The following is an 11,724-nucleotide window of genomic DNA, read 5'->3' as shown; positions in this document are numbered from 1 at the left end:
TGCATTATATTACAACCTTAACAGTAAAGTATAAACCTAGGCAGTAGCGAAAAAATGCAACAAATTATTACGGAGAAAGTAGAATTGCATCAAAAGCTATTTGATGAGATGATGGTTCGCTTCAACATCTCAGGGAGAGACTTAGCTACAGCGATTGGAATTACCGAAGGAATGCTCTCACGTTTCCGCCGTGGTAAAGCTGATATAGGTACTTCTAAGTTTTTAGCGATATTAGGTGCCGTACCAGAAGAAGCAAAAAACTGGTATTTGGCACAGTTACTTGGCGCCAAACCTAGAACAACTACTTTGCGTACATGGATCGAGTCGGCGCCGATTGAAGAGAGAGCAGAAGCGCTCCGCCTCCTCGCCGACCTTGTAGCTAAAACATATGCAAGCGACAAAGAACAAAAAAGTTTTGTAGAACTTCCACTGGCTGTATAGGCGCCTGTTCGTTTAGTTAGAACGCGCGTCTGTTAGTGCAGGAATTTTTAACTTAATAAGATACCAATGCGTGAGTTTAGTCCTTTAGTATTTATTTTTGTGGTACGGGCGCCAGAGTATTTTGAGTTGAGTGCAGCTTGAATTTTGAAGCGTAGCGTATTGTCAAGATTCCATAGTACCAATCTTAGCAAGGCACCATTTGGACGTATCAATGAGTGTAGGGAATGAGAATGAAATATTGCCATGATCACGCTGATGATAATTAAATAATCGTTAAAATTACATTTTTGCAGCATTTTATGTAAGATAAATTGCTGTTCAATTAAGCTGATGCGTACTTTTTACATGAGCTTAACGGTAACTTAACATTCTTTTAAATCATAGTATAAAACATATTTAATTAATCTTCAGTATATATACTGATTTTTTTTTAAATAATTTTTGAAATACCTGATTTGGGCGTAAATAAAACTTATAAAGCAAATTGAGCAAAAAATTGGGGTTTTCAGCATAGCAAAGGGTATTTGCTTTGTTTTTCTGACGATTTCTTAAAAGAACTGTTTTTTTGAATTTGCAGACTGAAAAGCTTTATAAAGATAGGTTGCACGGATGTTACAAGTGCATTAAATAATTATTTTTTGGCATCAATAAAACAATATTTAACAATAAGTACATATAAAGATTTGTATTACATAAAACAAACTTTAATATTTTTCTGGCGCCGGAAAACAAAAAGGGAGGCTTTTGAAATTAATTGTAAATAAAATATGCTGATTCTGCATATTTTCTTGCAACGTGTAGCCTCCTTTACATGGGAGGTTCAATTTATTCGCCGAAATATCAAGCATTTTTACAGCGACTACGTGACGCGCGTCTTGAAGCTGGTTTGACGCAATCGGAGGTAGCTCTTAAGCTTGAGCAGCCTCAATCTTACGTCAGTCGATGTGAGTCAGGTGAAAGGCGAGTGGATGTAGTTGAACTCGTTGAGTTCGCAGTAATTTATCGAAAGTCATTAGATTATTTTGTTGATTTTATTCTGCCAAAAAAGGAAATTTAGCTGAATTTTTGTTGCATTGAAGGGTTTTGTCGTTAATGAGTGATAATTGAGGCTTTATTATGTGCCTGAGTTGACTTCCGTAAATCGGAACGAGGCGCCTGTCCAGATAAAAATCAATAATATACAAAATACATTTGTTAAACTCCACAGTATCTATATATGTGGGGTTAAAAATTAGTATCGGTCTAATTTACGGAACGATATGTTTTGTATGGGCATAGTTAAAAATCATCACCATGACCAAACTGCTGTAACTCATCAAACTCATGTAAATATAGTTATGCTATCTCTTTCATATGTACTTTCTTTTAAGGGGGGTTAGGGTAGGGTGTTGATTTTGTTATAATTTAGGTATTAATCGTTCATAAGAATGTTGTGTTCAGTCTTAAAGCTCAAACCCTGATTAAACAAGCTTTTTAAGCTGGCGCCATGTGACACAAAAACTGTATGAACTTTTTTCTAAGGCTTATATACAAAGTAAACACCCTAGGATTAGGGGGATCGAAGTTGTTACAGCTTTATATAAATTGATATTCGCAGCGTGCGTACTGTGTTTGCTAAAATAACTTTCGGCAAACTAATAATGTTTATATAAGAAGGATATATATATGAGTGAATTAGATAAATTGCAGCAAGAATATGATTTTATGAATTTCTTCGAGTATGTTTTGAAGAATCCTGAACTACTTGATAGATTTATGACTTTATTAGACGACCATGAAGAAATGATATACTTTGCTGCTGAGTATGGTTTCCCGCTAGATAAATCATCAATAAAAACTGGTATTGCTAGAGCTATTAAAATTCTTAATGCTAATAAGTAAAGCAATGGAGCCTAAGCAATTAGATATATTCTCAGATATTAAATGTGTTCACGTTCACGAAGTGTCCTGCAGGGAATTGTCTCTTTATGAGAAGAATCCGCATCAATTAGAACTTAACCTGTTTCCTGAACAGGCGCCAAAGCAAGTTAAGCCAGGACAGCTTGATTTATTCCCTGCTGCCGAATATCAGGCACCGACCAATGAAAAAGTAATTATAGACGTTGATACGTTACAGTCTTGGAAAAATGGATTTTGGACAAAACTAAAAAACCCAATCTTTTAGATAAAGGCTGGGCGCCGTAATTGTATTATTTAATTTTATTTGAGAGTCAGCAGTGCAGGAACCACGTCAAAGTGGGGCAATCATTCGGAAAGATAATTCAAGTGTACTAATATTGGTGCGACCTTCGCTTTAAAAAATACCTGAAAATAGCTGGAAACTTGAACTTGAGCGTGTTATACGATTGGCGCCACTCTTTAAAAGCTGCATAATATGCTAGTGGAAATGCTGACGAAGTAACAATCAATACATCTCGGTTGAATATTCAGAGCGGGGCAGCGATATCAACTTCTTCACCAGGGGACTACATAGCAACTTCTAACCAATATATACCAGCCACTGGAAAAGGAGGGAATTTAACTGTGAATGCCAGAGATTCCATAGAACTGGCAGGATATAACGGTAAGACAGTTAGTGGTTTATTTACTTCGACTCAAGGTTCATATCTACAACTCTAAGTAAAAACAGAATTTGCAAGTAAAGTTTATTACTAATAAAAGCAAGTTTGTCCTGGGATAAGCTTAGTTTTACTTCTAAACTAAAAGGTGTATGTAATAAGCGTTTAAATTTGTTTTTAAGATTATTTGTTCTAAAATAATTATCTGTTGGTGGAATAAAGGGGTATTTGTGGAGCCACGGCAATTAGATATATTTTCTGACAATGGCATTGAACAGGGTCAACCTCGGCAACTTGAACTTCCTCTCGAACAGTCGGCGCCTCCACCACTACCACCCGGCGCCCAGCTAAGTTTATTTTCAGATAAAAAATTCAAGGCGCCGACCAATGAAAAAGTAGTTATAGATATTGATACTTTACAGGGATGGAAAAATCAGATATTAGAGTACCAGCAACAAGCGCGTAATACTGAGGCAAGTTCGCAGAAACCATTATTTGATCTACCAGAATTATCTACAGAAGATTACACGCGCGTTGACCCATTAGAATTAAAGAACCAGGTAATATCTAAATACAAAGGTACAGACTATCTATACTTTGTTGTAGACAAAATACCTGGTTTGATTCTCTACATAGGACAGCAGAGAGTTAATAAAAAATTGAAGAAAGTACACGAATTTAACGAGTATATCACTACTTACCAAGAATTACATAATTATTACAAATTAAAAACATTACTTAGTATTGTATTCTGGCAGAATGTACCGCAGGATTCATGTCGGCGCCAGGAATTAGAGGAATATTTGATTTTGAAGTGGCGCCCACCCTTTAATAAACAGTCTTATCAGTGGTGGGGACTACCGTTTTAATTATAGTACATTTAAATACCCTCTTGTAATTAATTTGGCAGGCATAAATAAATTATAAAGAACAGATGCGACTGTTGCCATCCGTTTTGAATTACGTTTTTCCCTTTAGTTAATTTTTTATCTAGCTTACTTTGATTCGAGAGCGCTCTTTTGGCGTTTCTGGACACAAATATTCTGTACACATAATAATACTTTTACAATGCTTTTGAGTCTCAGTATACGTTCAAAATTTAAACAGGAATTCTATAGTATCAATTATGATATCAATAATTTAACCCACCCAAAAATATCTACCCTCGATTTCAAAAACAATCTTTATTTATTTACTAGTATTTTTGTATTAAAAATGAAGTTTTCGCGCAAGCCTTTGTACTTGCCACAGCACAGGTATGGTCGAGCAACTCTTCCCCACTCCCCCCGTCGCCACGCAGCCAGTCAGCCGCATCAGATAGAAGGATGAAGCCCTTGTTACCGTTCTCAAACTTTACCCCCACTATGACGAGCGTCTGCGCGCGCATGTTGTTTTGCGCCGATTTTTCCTGTGCTAGAAGCAAAAATGGATTGACTTTTCTCAAATCTGTCGAGTATATGCGTCACACCTGGTAAGTACTGATGTTACGAGAACTTTACAACGACTGTGTTGCATCTTTACCAAACGGGAAGAAGGTGTTTGAACAATGGATTTCGAGCGAAGATTTCGGCGCCAGTCAGTATTTAGCAAAGAGTGCGATGGAAATAGCTGGCTGGTTCGATGGTTTACAACCAATTCGTCAAAAATCTATCCGCTCAAAAGTACAAAGATGGAGTGTCAGTGCATTAGTTCAGTTAAGCAAGGTTGCTGACAAGTTCTTAGAATCCGTAATAAACGGTGGAAAGAAAACCGCAGCACAAGTAAAACAAGCACTCTTCTCAATGGCACCATCCACGAGAAAGTAAACCCTAACTTTGTTCTACTGTTGGTTGTCTTAATGGCTGAAGTTAAAGATTTAAAGGGTATCATATCTACCCAAAACCAGGAGTTAGCTCAACGTATAGCCTACTCTGTAGAAGAAATGGCAACGGCGCCCAACTCAACACCAATAGAAATTGAATCAGAACAAGCAAGTCAACCAACCACGGGAGAATTATCAGCAGAAGAAATAGCGATATTACTCTGTAACTGCAAAACCTGGGAGGAAATTGTAACAATAACGGGTGCCTTGGATAAATCTACACGTACCGAATCGTGGTCACTACTTAGTAGAGAGGAGCAAACGCGCATCTTAGAATTAAAAAAGGTTGCTTCAATAGAACAAGAAACTTAGTTGAACTTTATTACTCCCGGTTCGCTTATTTTTTAGGGAGTTAGAAAAAGGTAGACATCCATTCTAAAGTAGTATTTAGGTTTTAATAAGAACAATGTGTACTTGTCAAATAGACATACTGATATGCGGTGCCTACCTGAGCAGGTGCTTGTGTAATCTTGTTAAATGTAAAAATTAGGTTGGTTTATTTTCGTTTCTCAATAGTAACTTGCGCTTGTCGTCGTTGGTGAGAACAGATATTTTCTCCGTAGTCGAAAATTGGATATATTAGTGTTTCGCTATGAGCTTTGATCTCCCAACTCTTATTCTATTTAGGAGTCAAAGATTGTCCATCGAGTTGAGTATAAATAGTAATTGGAAATCCAAGTAAATCACGCCACTTCGGCACCGGGCACAGCCCGTGTCGAGTGGCTCAAGGATACGCTTTTGCAAAGGAGAAAGAGTTGTTAGATTGGCATAAATTTCATTTTTGACCTCAATTAATATCAGTGTAATATCTTTAAAAGGCGTAAGAATCATTTCAGCAGTTGGACGCGCAGTTTCTCGTTTGGGATTACCTGCATAAAGTTCAGTAAGCTTCTCTGTCGTCTATTTTAATTTTATGAGCTATTTCCCTTTCAAATCCTTCAGCTATTTGTTTATTTTTACCATCTGCATAGTCATAATCAATAGTTATTAGTTCTTGTTTCTCATCCCAAACTGGTTGAAGATATTGCGCTATTTCTTCTTGTGACTAGCCATCCGAGCATTGCAATTTATGCGTTCTGGTAAAACTATGCCTACCTATAATTATCTTATTTAAGAGTCACAACCACTATTGTTTCACCATTTGCTAAAATCATTTTTTTGCTATCTTTGGTAAATCCTCTTAATGTAAGCCCAAGTTTATACTCAGAATCAGGAAATTTTTCTGTTCTAAATAGTAATTTTCCACTATTTAAATCAACAACACCTAATCCAATTGGAGAATAAGTTCCAATAAAAGTATAAGCAATTAGTTTTTTATTAGGGCTAATGGCTAAAGAATTTATTCGTGCATCTTTGTGACCTGTCGTTTTTAGAGTAACGGGTATGTTTTTGATTACCTTACCTGTATTTATATTCCATATTCTAATGATTTCGTAAACTTTATCATTATTATCATAATACTTTATATCATTAGAATTGTAAGCACCTGCAAGAATTTGGCTATCGGCGGATACATCAATCATATCTGCTTTAATATTCTTAATCCATTTTTCATTCTGCAAATCCCAAAGACTAATATCGTTTTTAGATTTACCAATAAGAATTTTGCCATTAGGAGTAACTATTAAGCTTTCTTTAAGAGAGTCTTTCCATTGAAAGAGAAGATTAGCTACAGTATCTCTTTCAAGATTGTTTATATTTAAACTATAAATAGCTTGAGAATCATAAAAATATGCATTTTTTCCATCAGGACTAATAGCTTCAGCCCTATGTGCAATATTTTTATGGGCGCCTGTTGATAAATTCCAAACTGAACTTTTTGGGGCTTTGCTTATAAAAACATTGTTATTGTCAGGAGCAATTACTACATTGTTAACAATATCTCCGTACTGAAATGTACTGAAAGTATGAAAGTTTTTTAAATCTAATAGAGTGAATGGTGTACTAGTGCTGCCAATACTACCATAACATACTAAAAGGGTTTTATCAAAGTTGATTGTACTATCTCCACATGGGATACTATAGCTTTGAACAGAACTTATGATGCTTGCTTTTGCGTTATCGGCAATATTTAAAAGACCAACAATAGCTATACTAGCAAGTAAATTTAGTATATTTTTGTTATTCATGTATTTAGTGTACCAAAAAATAAGTTTATGTAGGTGAGGAGAAGAAAGTTGTCGCTTTACTTTACGGTAAAAGTGCTGCTTCTATAAAATGAACAGAATGACAACTGTGATTTTCTTTAGCACATGTAATTTCGATTGCTACATTTTTTGTTTGCCTAACATCTAAAGATATATCATTCTCTATATCTCCTTTAGTTAAAGTTCTACTTATAGCTTCTTTTCCATCTAAATAAATGGATACTTTCGTGTGGCTGATAAGACCATACTGAAGCCAATCTTCATCAGGTATTCCAAATTTCATATTAAGAGTTTTAAAATTTGTAAATTTCTCTGATTTAATTTTGCATGTAATTAATGATTTTTTCTGTGCAAAACTAGCTCCCATATTAAAGATAGATTCAAAAACCTGTCTTCCTATAGATATTTGTTCAGTATTTTTCATAAAACCTAAACCACTTTGTATTACACATATAGTTGATAATAATGGAGTTGTTCTCTGAGCTTGAGCAGGCTGGATTGACAAAAAAGATGAAACTAAGAACAAACAAACTGATAAATATCTTGAGAAGATGATTAATTTCATTTTGAATTACCTGGTTTATGTTGACGTTAGTAGTGATGTTTTTATTTTTATTTTATAACTTTATTATTTTTGTATAACTACCGTATAAATACAAGTAAAAATTATGAGATTAAGTGAGTTGATTTTAAATAATATATTCTAAAAATAGAAAAATATTTCCGCTATACTAATATTTTAGATTGTTGATCTGGATTTTTTGTCTAATGCTATCAAAGTGTTCCTACATATTATTTGGGAACATAGCGAAGATAATATGAGGGTCAAAGTAAAATATTTTTCTGATGACGGCGCCTTTTTGCTAGAAACAGCATATCATCAAGGGTTTGCTGCGGCGCCATTGTACAGGTGATGACTGGTTCTACAGTAATTACGGCGCCTATAATATTAAATCGTAACGCATCGTATTAGTAAATATAGTAATTATCGTATAGAAACGGCACCGAATAATAGTGTTTGTTAGTACGATTGTAAATAGATTTGATTATTGAATGATGGCACCACTACTGAGATTGATTATTTTTATTTAATCTGGAAAAAATAAGTATTTTCTCGCAAGACCATTATATTTTTAGTTCCTAAACTGGAATCAATTAACCAAGCTTTAATTTTGTCTAACAGTACTATAGAAGTATTTTTAATAAAACTGAAGCGCTATCAACAATGCGCTTTTAAATTAGCAAATAATAATTTTAAAGTTAATAGATAAACTTTTTAAATGACTAAAAATAGGGTATTGCGGTGCCGAGAAATTGTTTAGATTGGTCTTAAAACATCGGTAATGCGGTGCCGAAAATAGTTTCAAGTTGTCTTTGCATAATTTAACTATAAAATCAACTAACACTCTTATGTCGATAAAACACTTTACAATTGGGTTGACTATTAGTCTAATAGTAGGATTATTTCTAAATAGCCCAACAATAGCTCAAGAAACAATTGTTGATAGTAAGTGTAGAAACCATCAACAAATCCATTCAGACGATGAATATCATGTATTTTACAAGTCGGAATTTAAGGTAGGAGGACAAGATTACTGGCTTTATTCTGCTAGGTATCAAGATGGCGCCGCTATTGTCTGTATTTCTAAACCAGGATTTAAAGAGGCAAGAAATTTAAAATTAAAACCAATAGATTCTGTTTTTATTCGTAGAGTTATCAAAGACTCACGTAATAAAGGAGCTTTTCTAGTAACCGTTGCTGATGGTAATGGCTCGTATGTACCAATGACGCAGTACAGGCTCTCTTTATCTAAACCTAACAAACCTGTACTTACCAAGCTGCGAACTTGGACATCTTCCGACTAAACAAGTTTAAGTACAACTTACATATCTTTTAAGAACACATTGATTATGAAAAAGCAATCTTTACTGAACATCGGAATAGCTGCAATATTAATTTTTGTTGTAATTTCTATCTTTCCACCTTTAAAAAATATGACTGCAAAAGCTCAGTCTAAACCAGTGATTGAATACAAAGTAGTAACAATACCTGGCAATATTTCACAATCATCTCTTCAATCTACGTTAAATGAGCAGGGTAAGTTAGGATGGAGATATAATAATATTAATACTCTTCTTGGTGGTAATTACTTAATATTATCAAGACCTTAACGCTCTTATTTAATTTGTAGAATAGCGTAAGTGTAGTCATGAAGTAGTATACATTTACTTGATACTAGTGGCTTATTCTCTCTCATGAATTTAGATGTAGTACCTACGGTGCCTGCAAGGGATTAATATTTTACTGCTGATACGAAAACCGCTTATAGTACTACTTCCTTGCCAACGAGATAGTAAGTTACAGCGCCGTCATACTGCTTTTATAAGTTTTAATTCGTAATTATTACTGAGGTACATAGTTAACAAGTATGGCTAAGATAAAGTTAATAACCAAAAATAATTTATTGATGTTAATGAAGAATAAAAATATATTTATTAGTGCAATAGCAGGATTGACATTTTTCAATAGTTATTTACCAGTTCAAGCTCAAAAAAAGGCTGTTAATCAACCAAGCTCTAATTTAATTAATGCAATTGTTCAAAGGATTAGCCAAGATTTTCCAGATGATGATTGGAACCGGATTAAAAAGGGCATTGAGTTTAATTATACAGAGATAGATTTAAATAAAGACGGAATTAAAGAAACTCTTGTTAGTATTCAGAAAGGATACCCTTGTAGTAACCGCCATTGTCCTGTATATATTTATCAAAAAAAAGGTGGCAATTATCGTTTTATTTCATCTGTATCTACCTTACGGGATGGATTAGAAGTAGCTTTACTCACAAACTTTAGTAAAGGTTGGATTAACATTGCTGCTCCAATATTTACTTATGAACCTAGAGAAATAGCTTGGAGAGTGTTTAAATTTGATGGCAAAGAATATCAGATAACTTCTCAAAAATTAAGTTCGGCGCCATCTAGGATTATGTTGCGTAAAACTCCTGGCTATAAATTCTAAAAAGGGAAGCAACGCAATGAATGAAGTAAATATACTTATTTGCTGCATGACGAGTGGTTGTCTCAAAGAAAGTATTGAAATAGGTACTCTTGAACTGCTCAAATAGGGGATGAGGAACACGAAATGTTGGTAGCGGGCGCGACTACGTACTTTGTATGTGAGTCAGGCGTATAAATTTATAATTAACAAGTATGATTTTATGCTTTATTTATTGAGACTTGCCTAAGTATGGAATACAGGCGCCGACATCTGACCGCGTTTATGGTCTAAATGATAATTAATCAGGATTGGTAACATCTGTAGCTATAAGGAGATAATGTACGCTGAAACCCTTATAATCTCGTTGTTTCTGATGCCGAAAAAAGCTTAACCGAGCAGTATTGACACCTAATTTTTTAGAATAAATGGTGCCAATAAACGTTCTAAGTCCACCACTTATCATAAAGAACAAAAGTACTGATTGTTTTTTAAGTAGCAGGCGCCGCATTTAAAAACTATATCCTTTAAAGGAGAATTGACAATGCGTTTACGCTTGGCTAGTGTTTTTACTACTATTATTGGATTAACCTTATTGACAGAACTCTTGATAATCACACGCTAGCAGCGACGAATGCAAGGGAACAGAAAAAATAGATTTACCCGTATTAGAGTATGAAACCTGTGGAAACGAAGCGCTTAATTATACGTCGTATGCAGGAGAGTGATTTGCCTGATTTTCTGGCGTACAAAACTCATCCCCTAATTTTACAGTATATGCCAGTAGAACCAATGACCGAGAAACAAGCAATTAGCTTTCTCGCTCGACAAGCAACAGTGGACATTGGCGAAGATTGTGGCTATATCGCATTTGGTATTTATCATGTAGATGATGCCAAAATAATTGGTGAGGTCGGTATCTACATTTCACCAAAAATAGAAAGTAAAGGCGATATAGGCTGGTCACTTCATCCTAAATATCAGGGTTTTGGTTATGCTACCGAGGCAGCAAAAGTATTGCTCACTTATGGCTTTGCACAACGAGGGTTACACCGAATTACATCGAGTTGCGATGTCGGAAACGTAGCATCTTTTCGGTTGATGGAACGTCTCGGAATGAGACGTGAAGGACATTTACGGCAAAGCAAGTTTATGAAAGGTGCATGGCAAGATGAGTATATTTATGCCTTGCTCCATGACGATTGGTTATCTGATAAATTGAACGTTTAATATTACATTATGACATGCTGATTTTACTATAAATGTATGATTTGTAAAGATAAGCACAATACTAACAGATACCTACATCAGCAGCTGCTTTTAAATGGATTTTAGTATAGCTTGGCATTATTATTTAGATTTGTCTAAACCTTAAGTATATAGTTAATTAGTAATGAACTATAGATAAAAATATTAAAATAACAGGCGCCTTATCCAATGCAAAAAGCGCTCCTAGAAATAGGGGCGCTTTTTTATCAGTTATTTAGTTGTCATTCAACTATTAACCGTTAATCGCAGGTGCGGTTAATGCCACTGGTGCAGCGTCGCCAGAAGCTAAGTCTAGAGGGAAGTTGTGAGCGTTACGCTCGTGCATTACTTCCATACCGAGGTTCGCACGGTTGATAATGTCCGCCCATGTGTTGATTACGCGACCTTGGCTGTCAATTACTGATTGGTTGAAGTTGAAACCGTTCAGGTTGAATGCCATTGTCGAGATACCT

16 protein-coding genes and 2 pseudogenes are annotated in these 11,724 nt (G+C 35.0%); 12 read left to right on the top strand and 6 right to left on the bottom strand.

Annotation, left to right across the window (positions count from 1 at the left end; all coding sequences use genetic code 11):
- Positions 1-54: 54 nt before the first annotated feature.
- Positions 55-441 (top strand): helix-turn-helix domain-containing protein, encoded by a 387-nt coding sequence (locus AC2JBO_RS37265; RefSeq protein ID WP_496958671.1) that lies wholly within the window; start codon positions 55-57, stop codon positions 439-441.
- Positions 442-488: 47 nt separating this feature from the next.
- Here AC2JBO_RS37265 and AC2JBO_RS37260 read toward each other — a convergent pair whose 3' ends face one another.
- Entirely contained in the window at positions 489-686 is a 198-nt protein-coding gene (locus AC2JBO_RS37260; RefSeq protein ID WP_496958670.1) for a hypothetical protein, read from the bottom strand.
- A gap of 566 nt (positions 687-1,252) precedes the next feature.
- Between AC2JBO_RS37260 and AC2JBO_RS37255 the strand changes: the two genes are divergently transcribed.
- From AC2JBO_RS37255 to AC2JBO_RS37235, 5 genes are all read left to right on the top strand, one after another.
- Positions 1,253-1,498, top strand: a complete 246-nt coding sequence (locus AC2JBO_RS37255) for a helix-turn-helix domain-containing protein (RefSeq protein ID WP_496958669.1) — start codon at positions 1,253-1,255, stop codon at positions 1,496-1,498.
- Between the two features lie 608 nt (positions 1,499-2,106).
- A complete protein-coding gene (locus tag AC2JBO_RS37250) occupies positions 2,107-2,322 on the top strand; it encodes a hypothetical protein (RefSeq protein ID WP_496958668.1) in 216 nt (71 codons plus the stop codon).
- A gap of 4 nt (positions 2,323-2,326) precedes the next feature.
- Positions 2,327-2,605 (top strand): hypothetical protein, encoded by a 279-nt coding sequence (locus AC2JBO_RS37245; RefSeq protein WP_496958667.1) that lies wholly within the window; start codon positions 2,327-2,329, stop codon positions 2,603-2,605.
- Positions 2,606-2,859: 254 nt separating this feature from the next.
- Complete coding sequence (locus AC2JBO_RS37240; protein WP_496958666.1) at positions 2,860-3,060, top strand: hypothetical protein; 201 nt, start codon at positions 2,860-2,862, stop codon at positions 3,058-3,060.
- A gap of 169 nt (positions 3,061-3,229) precedes the next feature.
- Positions 3,230-3,868, top strand: a complete 639-nt coding sequence (locus tag AC2JBO_RS37235; RefSeq protein ID WP_496958665.1) for a GIY-YIG nuclease family protein — start codon at positions 3,230-3,232, stop codon at positions 3,866-3,868.
- Between the two features lie 326 nt (positions 3,869-4,194).
- Here the strand turns inward: AC2JBO_RS37235 and AC2JBO_RS37230 are convergent, their stop codons facing one another.
- Complete coding sequence (locus AC2JBO_RS37230; protein ID WP_496958672.1) at positions 4,195-4,458, bottom strand: CDP-diacylglycerol diphosphatase; 264 nt, start codon at positions 4,456-4,458, stop codon at positions 4,195-4,197.
- A 22-nt stretch (positions 4,459-4,480) separates the two neighbouring features.
- Between AC2JBO_RS37230 and AC2JBO_RS37225 the strand changes: the two genes are divergently transcribed.
- Together AC2JBO_RS37225 and AC2JBO_RS37220 are read left to right on the top strand one after the other, a co-directional pair.
- Positions 4,481-4,804: a hypothetical protein gene (locus tag AC2JBO_RS37225; RefSeq protein WP_496958664.1), complete on the top strand. Its 324-nt coding sequence runs from the start codon at positions 4,481-4,483 to the stop codon at positions 4,802-4,804.
- A 32-nt stretch (positions 4,805-4,836) separates the two neighbouring features.
- Positions 4,837-5,172: a hypothetical protein gene (locus AC2JBO_RS37220; protein ID WP_496958663.1), complete on the top strand. Its 336-nt coding sequence runs from the start codon at positions 4,837-4,839 to the stop codon at positions 5,170-5,172.
- Between the two features lie 307 nt (positions 5,173-5,479).
- Here AC2JBO_RS37220 and AC2JBO_RS37215 read toward each other — a convergent pair.
- The 3 genes and pseudogenes from AC2JBO_RS37215 to AC2JBO_RS37205 all read right to left on the bottom strand — a co-directional run.
- A pseudogene (locus tag AC2JBO_RS37215) lies at positions 5,480-5,754 on the bottom strand (hypothetical protein); the annotation flags it as partial.
- A gap of 212 nt (positions 5,755-5,966) precedes the next feature.
- The gene (locus tag AC2JBO_RS37210) at positions 5,967-6,989 is read right to left on the bottom strand and encodes a WD40 repeat domain-containing protein (protein ID WP_496958662.1); all 1,023 of its coding nucleotides are present in this window, start codon (positions 6,987-6,989) and stop codon (positions 5,967-5,969) included.
- 61 nt (positions 6,990-7,050) lie between these two features.
- A complete protein-coding gene (locus AC2JBO_RS37205; protein ID WP_496958661.1) occupies positions 7,051-7,572 on the bottom strand; it encodes a hypothetical protein in 522 nt (173 codons plus the stop codon).
- A gap of 845 nt (positions 7,573-8,417) precedes the next feature.
- Between AC2JBO_RS37205 and AC2JBO_RS37200 the strand changes: the two genes are divergently transcribed.
- The 4 genes from AC2JBO_RS37200 to AC2JBO_RS37185 all read left to right on the top strand — a co-directional run bounded on the left by AC2JBO_RS37200 (position 8,418) and on the right by AC2JBO_RS37185 (position 11,233).
- Positions 8,418-8,873 carry a hypothetical protein gene (locus tag AC2JBO_RS37200; protein WP_496958660.1) on the top strand — a complete coding sequence of 152 codons (456 nt, stop codon included), beginning with the start codon at positions 8,418-8,420 and terminating at the stop codon, positions 8,871-8,873.
- A gap of 45 nt (positions 8,874-8,918) precedes the next feature.
- Positions 8,919-9,179 carry a DUF4177 domain-containing protein gene (locus tag AC2JBO_RS37195; protein WP_496958659.1) on the top strand — a complete coding sequence of 87 codons (261 nt, stop codon included), beginning with the start codon at positions 8,919-8,921 and terminating at the stop codon, positions 9,177-9,179.
- A gap of 257 nt (positions 9,180-9,436) precedes the next feature.
- Positions 9,437-10,027 carry a hypothetical protein gene (locus tag AC2JBO_RS37190; protein WP_496958658.1) on the top strand — a complete coding sequence of 197 codons (591 nt, stop codon included), beginning with the start codon at positions 9,437-9,439 and terminating at the stop codon, positions 10,025-10,027.
- 660 nt (positions 10,028-10,687) lie between these two features.
- The gene (locus AC2JBO_RS37185) at positions 10,688-11,233 is read left to right on the top strand and encodes a GNAT family N-acetyltransferase (RefSeq protein ID WP_496958657.1); all 546 of its coding nucleotides are present in this window, start codon (positions 10,688-10,690) and stop codon (positions 11,231-11,233) included.
- A 271-nt stretch (positions 11,234-11,504) separates the two neighbouring features.
- Here AC2JBO_RS37185 and AC2JBO_RS37180 read toward each other — a convergent pair.
- Positions 11,505-11,724: pseudogene (locus tag AC2JBO_RS37180) on the bottom strand (photosystem II q(b) protein); the annotation flags it as partial.

Source organism: Calothrix sp. CBUCES-K 9914 (genome assembly GCF_059640475.1).
This window is presented reverse-complemented; position numbering and strand designations above follow the sequence as displayed.

Excerpts from the sequence above, each read along its gene's own strand:
- AC2JBO_RS37265 (WP_496958671.1), top strand. The coding sequence starts at position 55 with ATGCAACAAATTATTACGGAGAAAGTAGAATTGCATCAAAAGCTATTT.
- AC2JBO_RS37260 (WP_496958670.1), bottom strand. The coding sequence starts at position 686 with ATGGCAATATTTCATTCTCATTCCCTACACTCATTGATACGTCCAAAT.
- AC2JBO_RS37255 (WP_496958669.1), top strand. The coding sequence starts at position 1,253 with ATGGGAGGTTCAATTTATTCGCCGAAATATCAAGCATTTTTACAGCGA.
- AC2JBO_RS37250 (WP_496958668.1), top strand. The coding sequence starts at position 2,107 with ATGAGTGAATTAGATAAATTGCAGCAAGAATATGATTTTATGAATTTC.
- AC2JBO_RS37245 (WP_496958667.1), top strand. The coding sequence starts at position 2,327 with ATGGAGCCTAAGCAATTAGATATATTCTCAGATATTAAATGTGTTCAC.
- AC2JBO_RS37225 (WP_496958664.1), top strand. The coding sequence starts at position 4,481 with ATGTTACGAGAACTTTACAACGACTGTGTTGCATCTTTACCAAACGGG.
- AC2JBO_RS37220 (WP_496958663.1), top strand. The coding sequence starts at position 4,837 with ATGGCTGAAGTTAAAGATTTAAAGGGTATCATATCTACCCAAAACCAG.
- AC2JBO_RS37210 (WP_496958662.1), bottom strand. The coding sequence starts at position 6,989 with ATGAATAACAAAAATATACTAAATTTACTTGCTAGTATAGCTATTGTT.
- AC2JBO_RS37205 (WP_496958661.1), bottom strand. The coding sequence starts at position 7,572 with ATGAAATTAATCATCTTCTCAAGATATTTATCAGTTTGTTTGTTCTTA.
- AC2JBO_RS37200 (WP_496958660.1), top strand. The coding sequence starts at position 8,418 with ATGTCGATAAAACACTTTACAATTGGGTTGACTATTAGTCTAATAGTA.
- AC2JBO_RS37195 (WP_496958659.1), top strand. The coding sequence starts at position 8,919 with ATGAAAAAGCAATCTTTACTGAACATCGGAATAGCTGCAATATTAATT.
- AC2JBO_RS37190 (WP_496958658.1), top strand. The coding sequence starts at position 9,437 with ATGGCTAAGATAAAGTTAATAACCAAAAATAATTTATTGATGTTAATG.